Origin of the sequence: Arthrobacter nitrophenolicus (assembly GCF_000332815.1) — a bacterium.
In the GTDB taxonomy this organism is placed as follows: Bacteria; Actinomycetota; Actinomycetes; order Actinomycetales; family Micrococcaceae; genus Arthrobacter; species Arthrobacter nitrophenolicus.
Map to the genome: position 1 here is coordinate 16,629 of NZ_AOFD01000009.1, position 22,404 is coordinate 39,032.

Genomic DNA, 22,404 nt, shown 5'->3' on the forward strand with positions numbered 1-22,404 from the left:
TTGTCCGCCCCCCATGCAACAGTGAGGGCATGGATGTTTTTGCGTTGATTCTGGCCTTGTTCATGCTGCTGCTCGGCGCCCTTGCCGGTGCAGCTGCCACCTACTTTGTGCTGCGGAAGAACTCGCATGCCCTGGAGGCGGACTTCGACGCTGTCTCGTCCCGGCTTTCAGAGGTCAGCGCACAGTTCGCAGCGGCCGACGCCGAGCGGCGGCTTTTGGCGGCACAGAACCGGGAACTTGGCGAGGCACGGACGCAGGACGGCAGCGTGCTGCGCGCGCTTGCCCCGGTGGCGGAGAAGCTCTCGGCGGTGCAGCAGCAGGTGGCCCTGCTGGAGCGCGACCGGGTGGAGCAGTATGGCCAGCTCGCGCAGCAGCTGCAGGAGGCCCGGCACTCGGATGAGCAGCTGATCCGGTCCACCCACGCACTGGAATCGGCATTGCGCTCAAACAGCGCCCGCGGACAGTGGGGCGAGGTGCAGCTGCGGCGGGTGGTGGAGGCCTCGGGGATGCTCCGCCATGTGGACTTCGTGGAGCAGCTTCACAGCGCCGGCAGTGATTCGTCTGTCCGCCCTGACCTTGTGGTCCAGCTTCCGGGCGAAAAGCAGCTGGTGGTGGACGCCAAGGTTCCGTTGTCGTCCTACCTGGAGGCCCAGCAGCTTGGCGCAGCGGACTCCCGGCCCGGGCAGCAGGGGCGGACTGTCCAGGCGGACGGCCGGTCGCAGCAGGCGCTGCTGGCCGCCCACGCGAAGGCCCTCCGTGCGCACGTGGATGCCCTCAGCAACAAGAAGTACTGGGACATCCCGGGCAACTCACCCGAACTGGTGATCTGCTTTATCCCGGCGGAATCCATCCTGCAGCTGCCCTCTCGGCGGACGCGGAACTCCTGGACCATGCCTTGTCCCGCAACGTGGTCCTGGCCTCCCCCAGCACCCTGCTGGCTGTCCTGAAGTCAGTGGCCTTCACGTGGCGGCAGGATGTGCTCACGGACAGCGCCCGGGAACTGTTCGACCTTGCCCGGCAGCTCTACGACCGGATGGGAACACTCGGCGAGAACGTCAGCAAGCTGGGCTCATCGCTGAAGTCGTCCGTGGACCGCTACAACGCGATGGTGGGCACACTCGAGGCGCGGGTGCTGCCTACGGCACGGAAGCTGAACTCCCTGGAGGAATCGGGCCTGGCGGCGCCACCGGCAGTGGAGGCCACACCCCGCGCCCTTTCGGCTCCTGAGCTCCAGCACGATGAGGCTGCGGCCTAGGAAGGGCAAAGCAGCCCGGGCCAGGGCAAAAGAAACGGGGCGGGCCCTGCAGCTGCTAACTGCGGGCCCGCCCCGTTTGTTGAAGCGTTGTTTCAGCTGCGCGGCCTGCGCCCGCCCAGTGCACGGCTGACGTCGCCAGCCTGCTTGAGTGTTGCGCGGAGTTCCTTGGGCAGCGAGAACAGGAGGTCCTCTTCAGCGGTGACTACTTCCTCCACGGTGCCGTAGCCGTACTCGGCCAGCAGCCGCAGCACATCCTGCACCAGGACTTCGGGAACGGAAGCACCGGACGTCACGCCCACGGTGGCCACACCCTCGAACCAGGCTTCGTCCACCTCGTTGGCGAAATCCACCCGGTAGGAAGCCTTGGCACCGTATTCGAGGGCCACCTCCACGAGGCGGACAGAGTTGGAGGAGTTGGCCGAGCCGACCACGATCACCAAGTCCGCCTGCGGCGAGATCTTCTTGATGGCCACCTGCCGGTTGGTGGTGGCGTAGCAGATGTCGTCGCTGGGCGGGTCCTGGAGCGTGGGGAAGCGTTCCTTCAGCAGCCGGACCGTTTCCATGGTCTCGTCGACACTGAGGGTGGTCTGCGAGAGCCAGATGACTTTTTCCGGGTCCCGCACGGTGACCTTGTCCACCTCGTGCGGGCCATTGATGATCTGGATGTGCTCGGGCGCTTCGCCCGCCGTGCCTTCGACTTCCTCGTGGCCGTCGTGGCCGATCAGGAGGATGTCGAAATCATCCTTGGCGAACCGGACGGCTTCCTTATGCACCTTGGTCACCAAGGGGCAGGTTGCATCGATGGTGCGCAGCCCGCGTTCCTCGGCTGATTCGACCACCGCGGGAGAGACACCGTGCGCAGAGAAGATGACCAGGGCGCCCTCGGGCACCTCATCGGTTTCATCCACGAAGATGGCGCCCTTTTCCTCCAGGGAGCTGACCACGTGGACGTTGTGCACAATCTGCTTACGCACGTAGACCGGCGGGCCGTAGTGTTCCAGGGCCTTTTCGACGGCGATGACCGCGCGGTCCACGCCGGCACAGTAACCGCGGGGCGCGGCCAGCAGCACCTTCTTGGTTCCCAGGACGGGGGCTGCAGCTGCTACTTCCTCCGGGGAGCGGCGCCGACGCGGGATGGTGGGCATCGAAAGGGAAACAGAGGAGGTCATTTCTCCATGCTACCGGGTTGCCCCCGGCCGCCTCCGCGATGCGATCCCGGCCACAGTGCCCAACACCACCAGCACGCCACCGGCGATGGCTGCAGCAACGGTCCAGCGCGTGAAGTCGGCGGTGGCCGCGGCCACGAATTCGTTCCGGAACAAGTTGGCCACCTCGTTGCCGGTGTCCGTGGCCAGCGCCCGCGCCGAACCTATCTGCGCACCGAGGGCCCACAGCCCGGCGAGGGCCAACCCGCCCAGCCCGGCGGCCATCAGTACCGTCCAGCGCCGGCGGGCCGCAACAAGGGCCAGGAGGAAGGCGATGCCGGACCCTGCAGCAAGCATGTAGCCCATGGGGGCGTAGGTCGCCAGCCGCTCCGTCCACTCCCGCTGTTCGGGCTGGCCGACGTTGATCAGAGTCTCCCCCGGCGGATCCAGCGGAAGCCTGGTGGCCCGCGAGATCTCCTCAACACCCAGTGCCACCAGCGGCGCCACGTCCAGGGTGAGGGAGGACACGGATCCGGTGGCGCCCGGATCTGCTGGGGCCTGCGGGAAACTCAGCCGGTGGCTCTTGCGGAGGGTCTCTTCCCAGGCCGCCGGATACCCCGGCAGGCCGGCCAGTGACGTGGCGGCGTCCTCCAGCACCGGTTGGACAAGGTCCTCGAGGAAGCCGGGGACTGCGCTGGTGTCAATGGTTCCTACAGCCGCCGTGGCGAGCTGCTGCTGGAACTCCGGGTTCTTTCCCAGCGGGGCCGCCAGTTCCACGAACCCGTCCTCCTGGACGAGGTTGCGGTCGAGCCAGATGGCCGGGACGGCCACGGCTGCCAGCAGGACACCCAGCACGGTGGCCACGGCGGAAACAAAAGTGCGCACAGCAGGTCCTTCGTCGTTGTTGGCGGTAGACCCATCCTAGGCAAAGGATCCTGGCGGGATTCTGTCAGTCCCGCATGCTACAGCTTATGGATAAGGTTGAATGGCCGCCGTACAACAGACGAAGGACCCCATGCCCGCAGCTCCAGTCCCGCAAGGGCGTTTGCATGTCTGACCAGGCTTCCCTTCCCGGCACCGCACCCTCCACGCTGCCTGCGACGGCCGCTGAAACCACCCCGGACAACCCCTGGCCGCTGCAGTTGCTCTCGCAGAAGCTCAAGGCCCACATCGACAGGACGCCCTCCGCGTGGGTTGAAGGCCAGGTCATCGAGCTGAACCGGCGCGGAAGCAACGCCTACCTGACGCTGCGGGATGTTGATGCCGAAGTTTCCCTGCCCGCCTCGGTCTGGACCAAGGTACTGGAGCGGCAGAACCTGCCCCTTGAACGCGGATCGCGCGTGGTGGCCCTGCTGAAACCCGAATTCTGGATGAAGACAGGCCGGCTCAATATGCTGGTCCGCGACATCCGGCCGGTGGGCCTGGGTGATTTGCTGGCGCGGATTGAACGGCTCCGGCAGGCCCTCTCCGCTGAAGGGCTCTTCGCCGATTCACGCAAGAAACCGCTCCCCCTGCTGCCGCACCGGATCGGCCTGATCACCGGCCGGGACTCGGACGCCAAGAAGGACGTCCTGCGGAACGCCGCGCTGCGGTGGCCAGCGGTGGAGTTTGAAATCAGGGAAGTGGCCGTCCAGGGCAACGCTGCGGTGTCGCAGGTAGTCCGGGCCCTCCGCGAGCTGGATGCCCACCCCGTGGTGGACGTCATTGTGATCGCCCGCGGCGGCGGCGCACTCGAGGACCTGCTCCCGTTCAACAGCGAGGAACTGATCCGGGCCGTGGCGGCGGCGGCCACCCCGGTGGTAAGTGCCATCGGGCACGAGGCGGACCGGCCGCTGCTGGACGACGTCGCCGACCTGCGGGCGTCCACGCCCACGGATGCAGCCAAACGGATTGTCCCGGAGGTGTCCGAGGAACTGGCCGGCGTCCGGCAGGCGCGGGAACAGCTACGCCGCTGCATAGACCGCCTGGTGGACCGGGAAGCGGACAGGCTTGCCTCGTTGCGCTCCCGCCCCGTCCTGGCGTCTCCGGAAGGGCTGGTCACTGTCAGGGCGGAGGAGATCGAGCGGCTGCTGAGGCGGTCGTCGGCGGCCGTGAACTCCACCGTGGTCCGGGCTGCGGACCAGCTGGAACACCTCAAGGCGCAGGTGCGGGCATTGTCGCCGCAGAAGACACTCGACCGCGGGTACGCCGTCGTCGAACTCTCAGGTGGACAGGCGGCGCCCACTGCGGTTGCCGGCCACGCTGTGGTCCGCCGCCCGGCGGATGCACCGGCAGGCTCACCGCTTTCCATCCGGGTGGCGGAAGGGCGCTTCGGCGCCACCTCCACCGGAACGGGCAGCCCTGCTGCGGACACGGACGAACTTCAGGAAGGAGACGCTCATGAGTGAGCAGACAACAGACGCCGGGATCGCGGGCCTGAGCTACGAGGAGGCACGCGAGCAGCTCATCGCCGTCGTGGGCCGGCTCGAGGCCGGAGGCGCCAGCTCGAAGAGTCGCTGGCGCTGTGGGAGCGGGGCGAAGCCCTGGCCACCCGATGCGAGGAATGGCTGGAAGGGGCAAGGAAGCGGCTGGCCGCTGCCCGCGACCAGCCGCTCTAACAGGCACGCTCAGGAGCGGAGGATCAGTTCCCGCTCGGTGGGAACGTCGAACTCGGCTTTGGGCCACTCAAGGTGCAGGTCTTCCAGGGCGCCCAGGAGCAGTTGTTGCACGGCGATCCGGGCGTACCACTTCTTGTTGGCCGGAACCACGTGCCAGGGAGCGTCCGGAGTGCTTGTCTCCTCGATGGCCGACTGGTACGCGTTCATGTAGTCCTCCCAGAACGCGCGTTCGTCGAGGTCCCCCCGGTTGTATTTCCAGTGCTTTTCCGGGTTGTCCAGCCGGGCCAGCAGCCTCTCTTTCTGCTCCTTGCCGCTGATGTGGAGCATCACCTTCACCACCTTGGTACCGGAGTCGGTCAGCCGGTCCTCGAATTCCCTGATCGCCGCGTAGCGGCGTTTGATCTCGTCGGGGCTGGCCCAGCCGTGCACCCGGTGGATCAGGACGTCCTCGTAGTGGGACCGGTCGAAGACGCCCACCATGCCGGCGGCCGGCACTTCCTTCTCGATCCGCCAGAGGAAATCGTAGGACTTCTCCTCGTCAGTGGGTGCCTTGAAGGCCTTGAACTGGACACCCTGGGGATCCATGGCCGCCATGACGTGCTTGACGATCCCGCCCTTGCCGGCGGTGTCCATGGCCTGGAGGATCAGCAGGATCCGCTTCCGGCCGCCGAAACGGGACTCGGCGAACAGCTTTTCCTGCAACTCGGTGAGCTCGTCGTCCATGTCTGCCAGCAGGAGCCGGCCGTCCTCCTTGGTGCCGCTGTAGCCGGGAGTGGAGTCCGGATCGACGTCGGAGAGGGAAAACCCGTCCCCTACCCGAAGGGTTTCAGAAGGATGCTGATCGAAGCGAATGACGCCGGCCATGGGGGGATCCTTTCCGCGAGGTGCCACGGGACTCAAAGCCCGTGTGCACAGGCTAGTTCCCCTGGTACCTGCTCAGGAAGTCCCCCATCCGGCCAACAGCTTCCTCGATGTCCTTGACGTTGGGGAGCGTGACCATGCGGAAATGGTCCGGACGCACCCAGTTGAACGCGCGGCCGTGGGACACCAGGATCTTCTGCTCCTTGAGGAGGTCCAGGACAAACTTCTCGTCGTCCCGGATGTGGTAGACCTCGGGGTCAAGCTTCGGGAAGAGGTACAGGGCGCCGCGTGCCTGCTGCGTGCTCACGCCGGGGATGGCGTTCAGCATGTCGTAGGCCTTGTTGCGCTGCTCCAGCAGGCGGCCGCCGGGCAGGATCAGGTCGTTGATGCTCTGGTATCCGCCCAGCGCCGTCTGGATGGCGTGCTGCGCCGGGACGTTGGCGCACAGCCGCATGTTGGCCAGCAGGCTGATGCCTTCAAGGTAGTCGGCGGCGTCCTTCTTGGGGCCGGAGATGGCCATCCAGCCCGCGCGGTAGCCGCACACCCGGTACGCCTTGGACAGCCCGCTGAAGGTCAGGCACAGGACGTGGTCGCCGGTGAGGCCGGCGAGGTTGATGTGGACGGCGTCCTCGTACAGGATCTTTTCGTAGATCTCGTCGGCGAAGATCACCAGCGTGCTTCTCTGCCAGGGCAACGATGCGCTTGAGCGTCTCCTCCGGGTACACGGCGCCGGTGGGGTTGTTCGGGTTGATCACCACGATGCCCTTGGTCCGGGGCGTGATCTTGGCTTCCAGGTCCTCCAGGTCGGGCTGCCAGCCGGATTCCTCGTCGCAGAGGTAGTGCACGGGTTTTCCGCTGGCCAGCGCGACGGAGGCGGTCCAGAGCGGGTAGTCCGGGGTGGGGATGAGGACTTCGTCGCCGTCGTCCAGCAGCGCCATCAGGGACATGGTGATGAGTTCGCTGACGCCGTTGCCCAGGTAGATGTCGTCCACGTGGATGTTCTGGATGCCGCGGGTCTGGTAGTACTGCGAGACGGCCGTCCGTGCGGAGAAGATGCCGCGGGAGTCGCTGTAGCCCTGGGCGTGGGGCAGGTGGCGGATCATGTCCACCAGGATGGCGTCGGGGGCCTCGAAGCCGAACGGTGCGGGGTTGCCGATGTTCAGCTTGAGGATCCGGTGGCCCTCCGCTTCCATCTGCTGGGCGGCTTGCAGGATCGGTCCACGGATGTCGTAAAGGACGTTGTTGAGCTTCGTGGACTGCCTGAATTCTGCCATCCCTCAAATATGCCACAGGAAGGATGCACGGCTGTTGAGACCTCGCCCACACGCACGACGGCGGCTGCCGGACTTCGGAAAGTCCGGCAGCCGCCGTCGTCATCACAGTGCGGAAGGCCCGGCGGGCGCGTGAAAGGCCCCTACTTGAGAATGCCCTTATCCTTCAGCCAGGCTTCGGCTGCTTCCTTGGCACCCTGCTTCTGGCTGCCGCTGACAGCACGGTTGAGGTTGATCAGGTCCTCGGTGGTCAGCTGGCTGGACACGTTGTTCAGCGCTTCCTTGGCCTTGTCCGTCATTTTGGCCTCGTTGTACAGCGGGATGACCTGCTGGGCGATGAAGTTGTTCTTCGGGTCCTCCAGGACCACCAGGTCGTTGTCGGCGATGGACGGGGTGGTGGTGTAGATGTCGGCCACCTGGACCTGGTCCTCCAGCAGCGCCTTCAGGGTCAGCGGCCCGCCGCCGTCGCTGAAGGGTTCCAGCTTCTTCGGCTCGCAGTTGTAGTTCTCCTTCAGGCCGGGCAGCCCGTAGGCACGCTCGGCGAAGGTGGCAGGGGCGCCGACAGTGATCTCGCTGCAGACCTTTGCGAGGTCCTCGATGGACTTCAGCTGGTACTTCTCGGCCGTTGCCTTGGTGACCACCATGGCGTCCTTGTTTTCCGCCTTGGACGCGTCCAGCACGGCCAGGCCGTCCGGCAGCTTGTCCGGAAGGGCCTTGGCGATGTCCTCGGCCGACTCCTCCGTGGCTGCCTTGTCGACGTGCAGCAGCAGGTTGCCGGTGTAGTCCGGGACAACGTCAACGGAACCGTCCTGGACGGCCTTGAAGTAGACCTCGCGGGAGCCGATGTTCGGCTTGGTTGTGGCGGTAACGCCGGCGGCGTTCAGTGCCCCCGCGTACAGTTCGGCGATGATCTGGCTCTCCGGGAAGTCAGCGGAGCCGACCACCAGGGAGGTTGCTTCGCCGGATGCTCCGCCTGTGGTTTCCGGAGCCTCGCTCAGGGGGTCTGACGAACCGCCGCATGCGGACAGCGCCATTGCCAGGCCGAGTCCTGCGGCCAGCCCGCCAAATGTCCGCCTGCCCAGGCGTGGGTGACGGCTTTGTTTCATGGTTTACCTCCTTGGACAACAGGCTCCGTGGCTACGGGGTCTGTGAGATCGGCCGCAGCCTGCTGGCTGCGGCGGGACTGCCCTGCTGCCCCTGGTGTCAGGAACAGCCGCTGGAACAGGGACAAAACAAGGTCGACGGCGATGGCCAGCGCTGCGATGAGCAGTGACCCTCCCAGCATCTGCGGGAAGTCGCTGAGGACCAGCCCGTCGAAGAGGTACCGGCCCAGGCCGCCGAGGTTGATGTAGGCAACCACAGAGACGGTGGCGATCACCTGCAGCACGCCGGTCCGGAAACCTCCGAACATTACCGTCAGGGCGTTGGGAAGCTCCGCGCGGAACAGGACCTGGAGCTCAGTCATCCCCATGGCGCGGGCGGCGTCCACCACGTTCCGGTCCACGCTGGAAATCCCTGCATAGGTCCCGGCCAGGAGCGGCGGCACGGTCAGGATCACCAGCGCCCAGACCGGCGGCATGAGGCCGATCCCGGCGAGCAGGACGAAGAGCGTCAGCAGGCCGAGTGTGGGCAGGGCCCGCAAGGCCCCTGCCAGCGCCACGATCGCCACCCGGCCCCTGCCGGTATGTCCGACATACATGCCCACGGGGACCGCGATGGCCACGGCAATCAGCATCACCAGGCCCGTGTACTGGAGGTGCTCACCCAGCCTCGCCGGGATGCCGGCGGCGCCGGTCCAGTTTTCCGGGTCGGCCAGCCAGGCAAAGGTATCGCTGAAGACGCTCACGCGCTTCCACCCCCAGTCCCCGGAGCGGCGAGCCTTGCCTCCGCGGATGCAGGCTCGAGCCTGCCTGCGGCCAGGCCCTGCGGGCCACGTCCCTTCCCGGCGCGCTCCCACGGGGTCAGGATGCGCTCCAGCAGGACCAGCAACGCGTCCATGACCAGCGCCAGGACCAGGATGGCGATGATTCCCACCACCACCTCGGTCACGAAGTCCCGCTGCAGGCCCGAGGTGAACAGCATGCCCAGGTTTCCGATGCCCAGCAGGGCGGCGACGCTGACCAGGGAGATGTTGCTGACGGAGACCACCCGCAGGCCGGCGAACAGGACCGGGAGGGACAGCGGCAGGTCAACCTGCAGGAACCGTGCCAGCGGCTTGTAGCCCATGGCCACAGCGGCCTGGCTGATCTCGGCGTCCACGGAATCGAAGGCGTCCAGGGCGGCGCGGACCAGCAGCGCAATGGCGTAGATGGTCAGGGCCACCACCACGTTGAGCGGATCCAGGATCCGGGTGCCCAGGATGGTGGGCAGGATGATGAAGAGGGCCAGCGACGGAATGGTGTACAGCAGCGAGGATGCGGTCAGCACCACGGAGCGGAGTGCGCGGTGCTGCCGGGCGAGCTGGGCCAGCGGGATGGAAATCAGCAGGCCCAGGACCATGGGCACAATGGCCAGCACCATGTGCTGGCCTGCGCGTTCAAAGACCATGCCGCTGTTGGCGAGGAACCACTCCATCAGAGTGCGGCCTGCCGCAGCTGGCGTGCTTCCTCGATCAGCGCCAGGACTTCGCCGCCCCGGACGGCGCCCAGCACCTTGCCTTCCGAATCCACTGCCACGCCCAGGCCCGACGGCGACGACAGGGCCGCGTCGAGCGCCTTCCGCAGGCTTTCGCCGGGCCGGAACAGGGAACCGCCGGGAATCAGCCCGGTGTCGGTGCCGGGGGTCGACCAGCCGAGCGGGCGCATGTCCTGGTCCACCACCAACTGCCAGCCGCCGGCTGCTGCCGGGTCGGACTCCGGGCCGGACGGGCCGCGGACGATGGTCGGCACCGGGTGGAGCGTGACGCCGTCGGACGGGGTGAAGCCCAGATGCCGGAAGCCCCGGTCCCGGCCCACGAAGGAGGCAACGAAATCGTTGGCCGGTGCCCGCAGGATCTCCTCCGGCGTGGCGTACTGGGCGAGCCTGCCGCCCACGGCGAAGACCGCCACCCTGTCCCCCAGCGTGGTGGCCTCGTCAATATCGTGGGTGACGAAGACGATGGTCTTGGCCAGGTCCTTCTGCAGCCGCAGCAGCTCCTGCTGCAGTTCGTCGCGGACCACCGGGTCCACGGCGCTGAAGGGTTCATCCATGAGCAGGACCGGCGGATCCGCGGCGAGGGCGCGGGCCACCCCGACGCGCTGCTGCTGGCCGCCGGAAAGCTGCGAGGGGTACCGCTTGGCCAGGGGTCGGGCCAGGCCCACCACGTCCAGGAGTTCCTCGGCGCGCCTGCGGGCGTCCGCCTTGGACACCCCGTTCAGCCGGGGAACGGTGGCGATGTTGTCCAGCACCGTGCGGTGCGGCAGCAAGCCGGCGGACTGCATGACGTACCCCATGGAGCGCCGCAGCTCGGAGGCCGGCACGGAGGTGACATCCCGGCCGCCCACCGTGATGGTGCCGCTGGTGGGTTCCACCATCCGGTTGATCATGCGCAGCGAGGTGGTCTTGCCGCAGCCTGATGGTCCGACGAAGACCGTGATGGTGCCTTTGGCGATGGACAGCGAGAGGTTGTCCACGGCCGGCTGCCCGCCCTGGTACTGCTTGGTAACGCTCTGGAACTCGATCATCGCCTGGTCCATGGTGCGGACTTACCTGTTCTGTTGGACGGCATCTGAATGCACGCGACATTGTCATCAGCACGCTGATAGTTACGGTAACCCAATCCGGGGCCGGCATCACCGGTGGCGGCACCTAATCCGCGCAAAGGATTCCCTACTGTGACCATTCGGAGCCGCACGTGATGCGGACTGGCGCAGATCCTGATCACGGGGCGTTGGGGGAAGCACTGACCGGCCCGCCTGCACCGGCCTAGAGTTGGAGGGTGACCAACTTGGAGATTTCACCCCAGCAGGAAATCTGTCCGCCGGCGAGCGCCGAGGGGAGTCCAGGACCCTGCCTGCAGCTGTGGCCGGAGCGTGAAGTCCCGCTGGGCGGGGTGCGGGCCATGAATGTCCAGCGGACCCTGCCCCAGCGCGGCCTTCCCACCATCGGGGCGTGGTGCTTCCTGGACAGTTTCGGTCCTGACCGGACGGCGATGTCCGTGCTGCCGCATCCGCACATCGGGCTTCAGACAGTCACCTGGCCGCTGGCCGGGCATATCCGGCACCGGGACAGCGTGGGCAGCGACGTTGTGGTCCGGCCCGGAGAGCTGAACATCATGACCGCAGGGCACGGTGTCTCCCACTCCGAGTTTGCCGTGCTCCCGCCTGCCGGCGGGGAATTGCCGCTGCAGCGCGGCCTCCAGCTGTGGGTGGCGCTGCCCGACGGCGAGCGGCACCGCGGGCCGTCGTTCGAGCAGCACCGGGAACTGCCCAAGGCCAGCGGCGCCGGTTTTACTGCAACAGTCATGGTGGGAGAACTGGCCGGCGTGGCCTCCCCCGCCACCATGTACTCGCCCATCGTGGGAGCCGACGTGTCCTGTGAAGGTGCCGCGGTGCTCCCGCTGAATGCGGACTTTGAGCATGGCATCCTGGTGCTCGACGGCGGGCTGACGCTGGACGGGCAGGAACTTCGTTCCGGGCCGCTGGGCTACCTGGCACGGGCCGGGAGGAACTGCGGCTGCAGGCCCTGCCGGGCACCCGCTTCCTGCTCATCGGCGGCGAGCCGTTCGAGGAGGAACTGCTGATGTGGTGGAACTTCGTGGGCCGGACACACGACGAGGTGGAACAGGCACGGGAGGACTGGGAAGCCCAGGCCGAATTGTCTGTAGCTGACGCGCAGTCCGCCAGGTACGGCCTGGTGCCCGGCCACGGACCCGATGCGGGCGCCGAAGCCGGGCGCATCCCCGCACCCCCGCTGCCGGCGGTGCGGCTCACTCCGCGGAAGCGGGCCGTCTGATTCGGCCGAGCCGCCTCAGGCCGGCTCCGCCAGCAGCTGCAGCACCCCGAATACGGGTTCCTGGTCCAGGACCCGTACATCTGTGGCGCCGGCACTGGAAAGGTGCCGGCGGAAGGAATCCTGCAGTGGTTCCACGTTCATTCCCAGCCCGCCGCCCAGGATGACCGGGCCGCCGAGTCCGATCTGATGGAGCACCTGCAGGGCCAGGTCCCCAAGGTCCCGGCCGGCCTGGTCCAGCATGGCCTGGCTGCCCGGGTGCCCGGCGGCTGCTGCCGCCACCACGTGCCGTGCCTGCTGGGCCCAAAAGCGGCGTCCGGTCTCCGGGGAGTGGAACAGTGCGATGAGCCGGTTGGGATGATCCACTCCGCAGGACTGCAGCAGGGCGGTGGTGAGTTCGTCCGCGGGGAGTCCCTGGTTCATCCGCCGGAGGCTGTGCCGCACGGCTTCGCGGCCCAGCCAGTACCCGCTGCCTTCATCACCCAGCAGGTAGCCCCAGCCTCCTGCCCGGGCCTCGCCGCCGTCGGCGTTCCTTCCCCAGGCTGCCGAACCGGTCCCGGCGATCACTGCCACCCCGGCGCTGGCATGGCCTGCTGCGAGCAGGAGCCGCGAGTCGTGCACCACTGTGACCAGGGCATCCGGGACGTGCGGCTGGATCAGCGATGCCAGGGCGGCCGCATCCTCTTCCGTGTCGATCCCGCCTGATCCGGCATACACCCGCGATACGGTTCCGCCGCCAATCCGGCCGAAGAGGTCCGCGATGTTGCGGGCGGCCTCCTCCCGGCTGACGTTCTGCACGTTCGAGCTGCCTGCGGACTCGTCCGCAACAGGCACCCCGTCCTCGAACCTGATGCCGTGGGTCTTGGTTCCACCGATATCCAGGCCAATCACGACGCCGGCGAGCGGGTTGGGTGCGTACGCCACAGTCTTGTCGGTGGGCAGTGCGGAGGGGTTTTCGGTGTTGGTCACGTCACAAGGTTACTGGCCGGCGCAGCTGCCATCCTGCCGGGACTGGCCCGGGCGTCGTGGGTGTGCCCGCTCCCTCCGGCTCAGCCGGTGCGCTGCCTGACGAGTCCTGCCAGCAGCTGGGGTCCCTCGCCGACCACCATGTCCCGGAAAAGCCGCACCGGCACCGGTTCGGCGCCGGTCTTCCTGCGGCGCCAGCTCAAGCCCACTTCCCGGAAGGCCAGGGGTGAATCGAGGGGAACCTCCGCCCAGCCAAGGTTTCCGGTCTCCGGGCTGACGGTCCTGCCCGGCGCATCCCCTCCCGGGGGCAGGATGCTCACGCCAAGCCCGGCGGACACGAGGCCGCGGACTGTGTGCGAATCCTGGCTTTCAAAGGCAATGCGCGGCCGGTACCCCGCCTCACGGAACAGTGCATCCGTCAGCGAACGCATGCCGTAACCGGGCTCGAGTGCCACAAAGGGTTCCGTCCTGATGTCCGGCAACGCCGCCGACTGCCGGCCGGCGAGCGGATGGCTGTGATGCACCACGAGGCGCAGCGGTTCCCGATACAGCGGCGCGGACTGCAGGTGCGTGCCGTCAGCACCCACCGGGGCCGTGAGGGCCAGGTCTGCCTCCCCGGCCGCCAGCTCCTCGAGGCAGGCATTCCTTGAACCCTGGCTCAAGGTGAACACAGCGCCGGGATGCCGGCTCCGGAAGGCGCTGATGAGCAGCGGCAGCGTGGCCTCGCCGAAGGTGTGCTGGAACGCCACGGAGATCCTGCCCCGGACCACCGACGATTCCTCCCGCACCAGATCCAGTCCGGTCTGGAATTCGGTGAGTGCCTGTTCGATATACGGGAGGAGCGTCCGGGCGGCAGGGGTGAGCCGGACTCCCCTGCGTCCCGCACCAACAGTTCCGTACCGACGGCGGCGCTGGCCCGTGCCAGTGCCCTGCTCACCGTGGACTGGGGCACTCCGAGAAGTTCCGCCGTTTCAGTCACGTGCTCCGTCCGGCCCAGCTCGGCGAGCACGGGCAGGAGGGGAAGTATCTGCGCCAACTGCCTGTGGTCTGCCTGCATGTTCCTGGCTCCCTCGCTGCATATCGTATTTCAATCCGTTTTTGCTATCAGTTTTCCACGAATTATGCATTGGAGGCATGTATGGGACCAGGCCTAGGCTAAGGAAATGGCCTGTGAAGCACGCGTGACCGGCACCCCACCACTCCCGCGCTGGGACGGGCACGCCAAGGGGTCCCGGGCCTACGGCCGGATCCTGGCCGGATTGTCCTTCGCCGGAGTGGCGACCTTTGCACAGCTCTACTCCACCCAGGCCGTCCTTCCCCTGCTGGCGGCCGACCTGCGCATCACCGCGGCCGAGGCCGCGCTCACCATCTCGCTGGCCACCGTGGGCCTCGCCGTCACCGTGATCCCCTGGTCCTTCCTCGCCGACCGGATCGGACGGGTCAAGGCCATGACCTGGGGCATCTCCATCGCCACGGTCCTTGGCCTGCTGGTGCCGCTGTCCACGAGCTTCGGAATGCTCCTTGCACTGCGGCTGCTGGAAGGAATGGCCTTGGGCGGGATCCCTGCCATCGCCATCGCCTACCTCAACGAGGAAGTGACCAAGGCACACGCCGCCCTGGCTGCGGGCAGCTACGTCGCCGGCACCACCCTCGGCGGCCTCGCCGGCCGCCTGGTGGCGGGACCGGCCGGTGAGCTGTGGGGCTGGCGTGCCGCGGCGCTGGCCGTTTCCATCCTGGCCACCCTTGCCGCCGTTGCCTTCCTGGTCCTGGTGCCAAGGGCCCGGGGCTTCGTCTCGTCACCGGCGGCAGGACTGGGCAGTGCGTTCAAGACCCTCGGCGGGCACCTTGGCAACATCAGGCTGCTCGCCCTGTACGTCCAGGCGTTCCTGATGATGGGCGGTTTCGTGGCCGTCTACAACTACCTCGGCTTCCGGCTGTCCGGTGCCCCCTTCAACCTGCCAGCCACGCTGATCAGCCTCATCTTCCTGGCCTACCTGTCCGGAACCGTGTCTTCACGCTGGGCCGCCGGGCTGACCACACGCTTTGGGCGGCGGAACGTCCTGCTGGCCGGGCTGGCCCTTTCGACGGCGGGACTCGGCCTGACGCTTGTTCCGTACCTTCCGCTCATCCTCGCCGGCCTGGTGGTGTTCACGGGCGGCTTCTTCGCCGCGCACAGCATCGGGGCCGGCTGGACCGGAGCCATCGCCAGCAGCGGCCGTGCGCAGGCGGCGTCCCTGTACAACCTGGCCTATTACCTGGGGTCAAGCGTCATCGGGTGGGCCGGCGGGCTCGTTTTCCAGTCCTTGGGCTGGCAGGCCCTCGCGGCAGGGGTCATGGTCCTTGCCTGCCTTACCGCGGCCGCCGTCGCCGTCGTACATCCCCGCGCGCAAGGTGCAGGCGGCTGACCGGCCGGGATGCGCGGCGCCCGGTTCAAGGGGCAGCGAATTAACCGCTCGGGACGGCCGTGCTACGGATGCTGATATTCGGCGGGACCCGCAGCAAAGGGCATCTTGGCGCAGATTCAGCGGTCTAGGATGAATGCAGGACCGTTGGAAGGAACAGCAGTGACCACCAATCCCAGGAACATCAGGCCGGGAGCGCACCTGGAGCCGCTGGATGCCATTGACGAGCGGCTGCTCGAAGCCCTGGTGAACGACGCCAGGATCTCCAACAAGCAGCTCGCCGAACTGGTGGGGATCGCCCCGTCCACCGCCCTGATGCGGACCCGCGCCTTGTCCGAACGGGGCATCGTGCAGGGCTACGAGGCGAAGCTCAACCTGTCCGCCATCGGCCGGTCAGTCCAGGCACTTGTTGCGGTGCGGCTCCGCGCCCACGACCGTGACCAGATCGACCGGTTCACTTCCCGCGTTCCGCACCTGCCGGCGGTGCTGTCCACGTTCCACACCTCGGGTTCCGTGGACTACCTGCTGCATATCGCCGTCGGAAGCACGGAGGACCTACGGGACTGGGTGCTGGACAACCTCGCCACGGACCCGGTGGTGGGGCACACCGAAACCACCCTGGTGTTCGAACACATCCAGGGCAACCACGGGCCGCTCCCGGAGTAAGGCGGCGTACCGGACTAGCGGGACCGTCCGTGCCGGCGCTCTGCCCGGACCAGCGTCAGGACGGCCAGCACAAGCGCGGCGGTACCGCAGGCAAGGACGAAGCCGGCCACCGCAGCCTCCTGTCCGGCAAGTCCGGCCAGCCAGCCGAGGCCAAGGACCGGGACGGCGCTGCCCAGATAGGTGATGACGTAGACCGTGCTGACAGTCTGGGCGTGGCGGACGGGTTGCACCATGGCGGCGACCTCGTTGAACGTGGTCCTGAAGGCCAGCCCCTGCCCGGCACCGGCAGCGACGGCGGCCACCACGAGCAGCAGCGGACTATGCCACGCGCCGGCTGCCCCCAGCAGGAAGACGGACCCGCCCAGCACTGCCAGCCCCGCGGGGACCGTGTAGCGCCCGCGGAGGGTCACCAGCTGGCTCAGTGCGGAGGCACCCAGCGGAAGGGCGGCCAGCAGGCCGATCAACGGCCGGGACTGCGTCTCCAGGACCTGGGCGAAGTAGCCGGGCGCCAGGGAGAGGCAGAAGCCGAACACAGCGAAACTGAGGAAGCCCACGGCCGATGCCAGCCAAAAAGCGCCCCTGGCATTCCCCGGCACGGCGAGGGGCCGCGGCGCCAGCACCTGCAGCGGGCGGGACACGGCCGGAAGCATGATGGCCGGCCGCGCCCGGATCAGGTAGAGCGGCACCAGGAGCGCCGCGAGGACCACGGAGTACACGGTGTAGGGGGCGCTGGTGGCGCCAGGCAGCAGCGACAGCAGCCCGCCCAGAACAGGGCCGGCCGCTACTCCGCCGGCGGAGGCCAGCAGCGTGAACCGTGATGCCCACTCCGGCCGCGAGGGCAGCAGCTCCCGCAGGGCGGCAGCACTGGCGCCCGTGGCGAGTGCCACGGCAACGCCCTGCAGTGCCCGCCCCGTGCAGAGTGCGGCGAGAGAGTCCGCACCGGCGAACACCCAGCCGCCCATCAGTCCGGTCAGCACGGCAAGCAGCAGCGCGGCGCGGCGTCCTATGTGGTCCGACCAGTGCCCGGCCAGAATCAGGGTGGCCACCAGGGAGAGGACGTAGCTGGCAAACGCTGCGGACACATCCAGCGGCGTGAGTCCCAGCTCCGCCTGCAGGAGCGGATACAGCGGCGTAGCGAGATTGGCGCCTACCAGCAGGACGAAAATGACTGCACCGGCCATCACAAGCCGTGCCGTTGTGGATGCGTCCCACCCGGCAGATGTGGCAGGGGCCGGGCGCATCCGAAGCTCGCTGAAGACCGTCATGGTGCCGCCTTTGGTTTTGCCGCGGCAGGTGATCCTTGTGGGAGCCCGGCGCGGCGTGGATGTGCGATGGTTCCAGATTGGGGCATGGCTGATCGTTTGATGCGAAATCAGTGAAAGAATTGAGCAAGTTCATCAAAAGTTTCATGCCCAAGTGATGGAGAGTGATCATTTGAATAATTTGGACCCCACCGACCTCAAGATCCTCCTGGCGCTGATCCGCGACCCCCGGATCCAGATCGGCGATCTCAGCGAATCGGTTGGCGTGGCCCGCAACACCGCCCAGTCCCGGGTCCGGCGGCTCATCCGGGCGGGTGTGTTGCGCCCGGGCGGCCGGGAAGTGGACCTTGAGGCCGTGGGCTACGACGTGGTGGCGTTTGTGACCATCGAGGTCACACACCGGGAACTCGACGGTGTGATCGCCGCGCTGCGGCTGATCCCCCAGGTCCTGGAAGTCCATGAAATTTCGGGACGCGGCGACGTCTGGTGCCGGGTGGTGGCCACGGACACCCACAATTTGCAGGCATCGCTCCGGCAGGTCCTCCGGATCAAGGGGGTCATCCGGACCGAAACGGTGCTGGCACTGCACACCCATATTCCCTACCGGACCGAGCCCCTCATCAGCGGCCTCACGAAGGCGACCGCCGGCTGACCCCGGATTCCCTCCCGGAGTACCGGGGCCGGCCTCCCCTGCCTGCCGGGCCCGGACGGCTAGGATTTCTTGAATGGATTGGCTCTCTTACGTCTCACAGATCAACTGGCTCGCGGTCCTGCTGGCTTTCGTGGCCAGCATGGCCATCGGCTTCGTGTGGTACATGCCGGCAGTGCTGGGCACCCGGTGGATGGCCGCCATAGGCAAGACCGAGGAGGACCTGAAGAACATCGGAGGCGGAGCGGGGATCTGGCTTCCCATGATGCTGGCCTCTGCCCTGACCGCCATCCTCCTGGCCGTCCTCATCAGCAAGCTGGGGCTTGACAATGCCCTCGCAGGAGCCTGGTTCGCGCTGGTGCTGGGACTTGTCTTCCGTGCCGGAGGCCACGTAATCCACAACGGATTTGCAGGGCGTCCGGCTGCTGTGACAGTGATCGACGCCGGTCACGACCTAGTGGCAATGGCCGTGTCCGGCGCCATTATTGGAGCGATGTCCTGACCATTGTGAGCACGTACAGCGAAGGCGCCCGCCCATGACCATCATCGACAATGCCGTCTACGTTGACGGCGTCCGCCATGCCGAGCCGGAAAACCTGGAGCAGACGTTCGAGACGCTGGCCCACCACGGCGGGATGGCGTGGATCGGGCTCTACCGTCCCACCGCGGAGGAGATGACCGCAGTGGCCGCGGAGTTCGGGCTCCACGCCCTCGCAGTGGAGGACGCCATCTCGGCCCACCAGCGCCCCAAGATGGAGCGCTACGAGGACAACCTCTTCACCGTCCTCCGGCCGGCACGCTACCTGGACGCCAGTGAAACAGTGGAGTTCGGGGAACTCCATATCTTCACCGGGAAGAACTTCGTGGTCACCGTGCGGCATGCCGAGACAGCCGGTGTGGCCCGCGTCAGGAAGCGGCTTGAAGGCAGGCCTGACCTTCTCCGGCACGGCCCGGAGGCGGTGCTGTACGCCCTCCTGGACGCAGTGGTGGACGACTACGCGCCAGTGGTGGCGGGGCTCGAGAACGACATCGACGAGATTGAGGACCAGCTCTTCAGCGGCGATTCCACCGTCTCCCGCCGGATCTACGAACTGGCCCGGGAAGTGATCCAGTTCCAGCGCGCCATCCACCCCCTGCCGGACATGATGCACCAGCTCAAGCGCGGCTTCGCGAAGTACGGCGTGGAAAGCGAACTCCAGCACAGCCTGCGCGACGTGGAGGACCATGTTGAACGGGTGATCTCCCGGGCAGATTCCTTCCGGGACCTGCTCCAGAATGCCCTGACGCTTGACGGCACCCTGACGGCCAACCGGCAGAATGAAGCCAGCGCCGCGCAGAACGAGCAGGTCAAGAAGATCTCGTCGTGGGCAGCCATCTTGTTTGCGCCCTCATTCGTGGCCGGGATCTACGGCATGAACTTTGACCACATGCCCGAGCTGCACTGGGCCTTTGGCTACCCGATGGCGATCGGCCTCATGGCGGCAGTGGGCGCGGGGATGTACGGCATTTTCAAGAAGAAGGGCTGGCTGTAGGCCTGGCTTCCCGGAAAGAACAACACCCGGTCCGAAGACCGGGGTGTTGACGATGAGCTGAATCATTCATGAATCTAAAACCCGCCACAATTGTGGAGCTAAGGGGATTTGAACCCCTGACCTCTTCGATGCGAACGAAGCGCTCTACCATCTGAGCTATAGCCCCGGAACGGCCGCCTGGTGCAGGTGCTGGACCGGTGACCCTAGGCTACAAATTTTCCCGCCCCAATGCCAATCGGCACCCTGGTGAGGGGCCAGCAGCAGGCGGGCGCCGCCGTCGTACGCCGGCCAGGCTATGCGCGGCGGCGCTGCAGGACGTCGTCGAGGTTGCTCAACGCGCTCTGTGCCTTGCTGAGCTGCTGGGCTTCGGCAGCCGGCGCGGCGGCGGGCGCCCCTGCTGCACCCTGCTTCAGCGAGGGCTTGCCCACTGCCTTCGGGGCGGCCGGCAGCTCAAGCGGCTCAGGCTCGGGGCGTTCGGCCTTGGCGGCGTCAACGTATACAGGCTTGGGAACCTCTACCGGCTCCCAAGGGGTGCCGGCGGGTTTGCCCTGCGCCGCAGCCGCTGCGCTCGGATCACCCGCAGCCACAGCAACGGCCAGGGCTGCCTCGCGAAGTTCCTGGGCTGTCAACTGCTGGACTTTCGGCTGGTGGGCCTCGGCGTCAAAGAGCGGGCTTTCCCGGCGGACGGGGGCGGACTCCGGCTTCGGCGGAATCCGCTCGGACACGTGCTTAACCGGCGGTGCGCTCATGGCCGCACGAAAGGCCGCGTTCACCTTGGCCTTGCGGTCGCGGACTGCCAGCCAGCGCAGGATGGCCACGGACACCGCCGTCAGGGCAGCGCAGGCCGGCGGCAGGAATGGCGAGCCGAGGCCAAAAGGCAGCAGAAGCGCCGACACCAGCGCCGTCATTAAAGCCAGGAGTCCGGCAAGCGCCAGTGCCGTACGTCCGTAACGGATCCGAAGGCGGCCTGCGGGGGCCGGGCCGGCAGACGTGGCGGAGGGTCCGGCGCTCTTCCTGGCTTCCATGGGCTTCTCCTGCTGGGCGGCGGCGTTCAGTACCAGACCGGCTGGCTGATCCGGTTTTTCCTCGGCTGGGCCGTCCGACGGAAAATCGCCGGCTGGCTGGAACTGGTGCCGGCGGTTCCGGAGGACGTAGGGGGCAACCCACACAATCCAGAGCACGACGGCAACCACAAGGATCACTGAGCTGCTAAGGGGGAAGTCCACACTCAAAACCGTATGAGCATCACGCCTCCTGCCGCCGCATTAGCCGCGGTGTGTCGCAGCCCGGACAGCAAATGAGTGGAATTATGACGGCCTGGCGGCAAGCCAGCGCGTCAGCAGGCCTTCCGGAACCTCTTCCGATGTGAGGGCGAACGACCGGTGGTCCGCCCATTCTCCGTTGATGTGCAGGTAACGTGGCCGGTAGCCCTCGTCCCGGAAGCCCAGCTTCTCCACCACCCGCAGGCTGGGCCCGTTTTCAGGCCGGATGTTGATTTCCATCCGGTGCAGCCCGAGGGTCTGGAAGCAATGGTCCGTCACCAGGGCCACCGCAGTGGGGGCAATCCCGCGCCCTGCCCTGGCCTGGTCCACCCAATACCCCAAAGTGGCCATCATTGCCGAGCCCCACACAATCGAGGAGACCGTCAGCTGGCCGATGATCGGCGGATTCCGCAGGCCCGCAGTCCGCTCCGTGATGACGAAGGGCAGGGCGGTGGCCTGCGCGGCCTGCGCGTTCAGCGAACGGACCATCTGCCGGTAGTCGGGAAGCCCTCCGCGGGGGTCCGGGTTGGACGCCTCCCACGGCGCGAGCCACTCGCTGTTGCGGGACCTGACCTCCGTCCACTCCTTTTTGTCCCGGTACCTGATGGGCCGCAGGACAAGGTCACCGCACTCCAGGGTTACGGGCCAGATGGGGCCGAATCGCACGGCTGCTACTTGGACAGGCCGCTGGTGAACCCCGGCAGCCACTCCCGCAGGCCCGGACCGAGGTCCTCGCTGTCAATGGCCAGCTGGACGCATGCCTTGAGGTAGCTCAGCTTGTCGCCGGTATCGTAGCGGCGGCCCCGGAACACGACGCCGTAAACGCCGTAGCCTTCGCCTTCCCCCGTGGCGAGCTCCTGCAGGGCGTCCGTCAGCTGGATCTCGCCGCCGCGGCCGGGGGCCGTGCGCTCCAGGACCTCGAAGACGGCCGGGTGCAGCACGTAGCGGCCGATGATGGCAAGGTTTGACGGCGCTTCATCCGCGGACGGCTTCTCCACCAGGCCGTTGACGCGCACATAGCTTTCGCCCTCGATCTCCTGGATGTCCGCGCAGCCGTAGGCGCTGATCTGGGACGGTTCCACCTCGATGAGGGCGACCACTGACCCGCCGGTCTTGGCCTGGACATCGATCATGGTGCTGAGCAGTTCGTCGCGGGCATCAATGAGGTCGTCTCCCAGCAGCACGGCGAAAGCTTCATCGCCTACATGCTGCTTGGCCCGGAGGACGGCGTGGCCCAGCCCGTAGGGGTCGCCCTGGCGCACATAGTGGATGTCCCCGAGGTTGCTGGCCGCCTGGATGGATTCCAGCTTCTCGGTGTCCCCCTTGTCCGCGAGCATGGACTCCAGCGCCGGGACCCGGTCAAAGTGGTCCTCAAGGGCCCGCTTGTTCCGTCCCGTGATCATCAGGAGATCGTTCAGGCCCACCTGTACGGCCTCCTCCACCACATACTGGATGGCAGGCTTGTCCACCACGGGCAGCATTTCCTTGGGCATAGCCTTGGTGGCAGGAAGGAACCTGGTGCCCAGTCCGGCAGCGGGGATGACGGCTTTGCGAACTCTCGGGTTACTGGTACTCACCGGACTAATCTAACGTCAGCGTCAAGCATT

General features: G+C 67.1%; 18 protein-coding genes, 1 tRNA gene and 5 pseudogenes. 9 read left to right on the plus strand and 15 right to left on the minus strand.

From position 1 onward, the window contains the following. The first annotated feature begins 29 nt into the window (after positions 1 to 29). Positions 30 to 1,255, plus strand: a pseudogene (locus G205_RS04805) (DNA recombination protein RmuC). 92 nt (positions 1,256 to 1,347) lie between these two features. Here G205_RS04805 and G205_RS04810 read toward each other — a convergent pair. After that, the gene (locus tag G205_RS04810; protein WP_009356984.1) at positions 1,348 to 2,424 is read right to left on the minus strand and encodes a 4-hydroxy-3-methylbut-2-enyl diphosphate reductase; all 1,077 of its coding nucleotides are present in this window, start codon (positions 2,422 to 2,424) and stop codon (positions 1,348 to 1,350) included. 9 nt (positions 2,425 to 2,433) lie between these two features. Beyond that, positions 2,434 to 3,285: a hypothetical protein gene (locus tag G205_RS04815; RefSeq protein WP_009356985.1), complete on the minus strand. Its 852-nt coding sequence runs from the start codon at positions 3,283 to 3,285 to the stop codon at positions 2,434 to 2,436. Positions 3,286 to 3,449: 164 nt separating this feature from the next. Here G205_RS04815 and xseA point away from each other — a divergent pair, with 164 nt between their 5' ends. Both xseA and G205_RS20940 read left to right on the plus strand, forming a co-directional pair. After that, the gene (xseA, locus tag G205_RS04820) at positions 3,450 to 4,787 is read left to right on the plus strand and encodes an exodeoxyribonuclease VII large subunit (RefSeq protein ID WP_009356986.1); all 1,338 of its coding nucleotides are present in this window, start codon (positions 3,450 to 3,452) and stop codon (positions 4,785 to 4,787) included. Continuing rightward, positions 4,780 to 4,997, plus strand: a pseudogene (locus G205_RS20940) (exodeoxyribonuclease VII small subunit). The gene xseA and the pseudogene G205_RS20940 overlap by 8 nt, the downstream one beginning before the upstream one ends. 9 nt (positions 4,998 to 5,006) lie before the next feature. On the opposite strand, the gene G205_RS04825 reads toward G205_RS20940, so the two are convergent. From G205_RS04825 to G205_RS04850, 6 genes and pseudogenes are all read right to left on the minus strand, one after another. Then, positions 5,007 to 5,861, minus strand: coding sequence for a polyphosphate kinase 2 family protein (locus tag G205_RS04825; RefSeq protein WP_009356987.1), 855 nt, complete (start codon positions 5,859 to 5,861; stop codon positions 5,007 to 5,009). A 52-nt stretch (positions 5,862 to 5,913) separates the two neighbouring features. Then, a pseudogene (locus G205_RS04830) lies at positions 5,914 to 7,132 on the minus strand (pyridoxal phosphate-dependent aminotransferase). A 140-nt stretch (positions 7,133 to 7,272) separates the two neighbouring features. Continuing rightward, positions 7,273 to 8,235: an ABC transporter substrate-binding protein gene (locus G205_RS04835; RefSeq protein ID WP_009356988.1), complete on the minus strand. Its 963-nt coding sequence runs from the start codon at positions 8,233 to 8,235 to the stop codon at positions 7,273 to 7,275. Next, entirely contained in the window at positions 8,232 to 8,975 is a 744-nt protein-coding gene (locus G205_RS04840) for an ABC transporter permease (protein WP_009356989.1), read from the minus strand. The genes G205_RS04835 and G205_RS04840 overlap by 4 nt, the downstream gene beginning before the upstream one ends. Next, positions 8,972 to 9,703 (minus strand): ABC transporter permease, encoded by a 732-nt coding sequence (locus tag G205_RS04845; RefSeq protein WP_009356990.1) that lies wholly within the window; start codon positions 9,701 to 9,703, stop codon positions 8,972 to 8,974. The genes G205_RS04840 and G205_RS04845 overlap by 4 nt, the downstream gene beginning before the upstream one ends. Further along, on the minus strand, positions 9,703 to 10,803 hold the full coding sequence (locus G205_RS04850) for an ABC transporter ATP-binding protein (protein WP_009356991.1): 1,101 nt from the start codon (positions 10,801 to 10,803) through the stop codon (positions 9,703 to 9,705). The genes G205_RS04845 and G205_RS04850 overlap by 1 nt, the downstream gene beginning before the upstream one ends. A gap of 242 nt (positions 10,804 to 11,045) precedes the next feature. Between G205_RS04850 and G205_RS04855 the strand changes: the two are divergent. Beyond that, positions 11,046 to 12,061, plus strand: a pseudogene (locus G205_RS04855) (pirin family protein). Positions 12,062 to 12,076: 15 nt separating this feature from the next. On the opposite strand, the gene G205_RS04860 reads toward G205_RS04855, so the two are convergent. Then, complete coding sequence (locus tag G205_RS04860) at positions 12,077 to 13,027, minus strand: N-acetylglucosamine kinase (RefSeq protein WP_009356992.1); 951 nt, start codon at positions 13,025 to 13,027, stop codon at positions 12,077 to 12,079. A gap of 80 nt (positions 13,028 to 13,107) precedes the next feature. Beyond that, a pseudogene (locus tag G205_RS04865) lies at positions 13,108 to 14,081 on the minus strand (LysR family transcriptional regulator). A 106-nt stretch (positions 14,082 to 14,187) separates the two neighbouring features. Here G205_RS04865 and G205_RS04870 point away from each other — a divergent pair. Further along, positions 14,188 to 15,429 (plus strand): MFS transporter, encoded by a 1,242-nt coding sequence (locus tag G205_RS04870; protein ID WP_052014044.1) that lies wholly within the window; start codon positions 14,188 to 14,190, stop codon positions 15,427 to 15,429. Between the two features lie 159 nt (positions 15,430 to 15,588). Further along, positions 15,589 to 16,092, plus strand: a complete 504-nt coding sequence (locus G205_RS04875; RefSeq protein ID WP_009356995.1) for an Lrp/AsnC family transcriptional regulator — start codon at positions 15,589 to 15,591, stop codon at positions 16,090 to 16,092. A 14-nt stretch (positions 16,093 to 16,106) separates the two neighbouring features. Here the strand turns inward: G205_RS04875 and G205_RS04880 are convergent, their stop codons facing one another. Then, positions 16,107 to 17,357: an MFS transporter gene (locus G205_RS04880; RefSeq protein ID WP_035752102.1), complete on the minus strand. Its 1,251-nt coding sequence runs from the start codon at positions 17,355 to 17,357 to the stop codon at positions 16,107 to 16,109. A gap of 169 nt (positions 17,358 to 17,526) precedes the next feature. Here G205_RS04880 and G205_RS04885 point away from each other — a divergent pair, with 169 nt between their 5' ends. From G205_RS04885 to corA, 3 genes are all read left to right on the plus strand, one after another. Beyond that, complete coding sequence (locus G205_RS04885; protein WP_200859134.1) at positions 17,527 to 18,006, plus strand: Lrp/AsnC family transcriptional regulator; 480 nt, start codon at positions 17,527 to 17,529, stop codon at positions 18,004 to 18,006. A gap of 73 nt (positions 18,007 to 18,079) precedes the next feature. Further along, complete coding sequence (locus tag G205_RS04890) at positions 18,080 to 18,505, plus strand: DUF1761 domain-containing protein (protein WP_009356999.1); 426 nt, start codon at positions 18,080 to 18,082, stop codon at positions 18,503 to 18,505. Between the two features lie 34 nt (positions 18,506 to 18,539). Continuing rightward, a complete protein-coding gene (gene corA / locus G205_RS04895; protein WP_009357000.1) occupies positions 18,540 to 19,535 on the plus strand; it encodes a magnesium/cobalt transporter CorA in 996 nt (331 codons plus the stop codon). 93 nt (positions 19,536 to 19,628) lie between these two features. Here corA and G205_RS04900 read toward each other — a convergent pair. The 4 genes from G205_RS04900 to galU form a co-directional block, all read right to left on the minus strand. Next, positions 19,629 to 19,701 (minus strand) — tRNA-Ala (locus tag G205_RS04900). A gap of 127 nt (positions 19,702 to 19,828) precedes the next feature. Then, positions 19,829 to 20,737 carry a hypothetical protein gene (locus tag G205_RS04905; protein WP_009357001.1) on the minus strand — a complete coding sequence of 303 codons (909 nt, stop codon included), beginning with the start codon at positions 20,735 to 20,737 and terminating at the stop codon, positions 19,829 to 19,831. A 105-nt stretch (positions 20,738 to 20,842) separates the two neighbouring features. Continuing rightward, the gene (locus G205_RS04910; protein ID WP_009357002.1) at positions 20,843 to 21,463 is read right to left on the minus strand and encodes a GNAT family N-acetyltransferase; all 621 of its coding nucleotides are present in this window, start codon (positions 21,461 to 21,463) and stop codon (positions 20,843 to 20,845) included. A 5-nt stretch (positions 21,464 to 21,468) separates the two neighbouring features. Next, entirely contained in the window at positions 21,469 to 22,374 is a 906-nt protein-coding gene (gene galU / locus G205_RS04915; RefSeq protein ID WP_035752108.1) for a UTP--glucose-1-phosphate uridylyltransferase GalU, read from the minus strand. Positions 22,375 to 22,404: the final 30 nt, after the last annotated feature.

Excerpts from the sequence above, each read along its gene's own strand:
- G205_RS04845 (WP_009356990.1), bottom strand. The coding sequence starts at position 9,703 with ATGGAGTGGTTCCTCGCCAACAGCGGCATGGTCTTTGAACGCGCAGGC.
- G205_RS04880 (WP_035752102.1), bottom strand. The coding sequence starts at position 17,357 with ATGACGGTCTTCAGCGAGCTTCGGATGCGCCCGGCCCCTGCCACATCT.
- corA (WP_009357000.1), top strand. The coding sequence starts at position 18,540 with ATGACCATCATCGACAATGCCGTCTACGTTGACGGCGTCCGCCATGCC.
- G205_RS04850 (WP_009356991.1), bottom strand. The coding sequence starts at position 10,803 with ATGGACCAGGCGATGATCGAGTTCCAGAGCGTTACCAAGCAGTACCAG.
- G205_RS04835 (WP_009356988.1), bottom strand. The coding sequence starts at position 8,235 with ATGAAACAAAGCCGTCACCCACGCCTGGGCAGGCGGACATTTGGCGGG.
- G205_RS04810 (WP_009356984.1), bottom strand. The coding sequence starts at position 2,424 with ATGACCTCCTCTGTTTCCCTTTCGATGCCCACCATCCCGCGTCGGCGC.
- G205_RS04890 (WP_009356999.1), top strand. The coding sequence starts at position 18,080 with ATGGATTGGCTCTCTTACGTCTCACAGATCAACTGGCTCGCGGTCCTG.
- G205_RS04870 (WP_052014044.1), top strand. The coding sequence starts at position 14,188 with ATGGCCTGTGAAGCACGCGTGACCGGCACCCCACCACTCCCGCGCTGG.
- xseA (WP_009356986.1), top strand. The coding sequence starts at position 3,450 with ATGTCTGACCAGGCTTCCCTTCCCGGCACCGCACCCTCCACGCTGCCT.
- G205_RS04825 (WP_009356987.1), bottom strand. The coding sequence starts at position 5,861 with ATGGCCGGCGTCATTCGCTTCGATCAGCATCCTTCTGAAACCCTTCGG.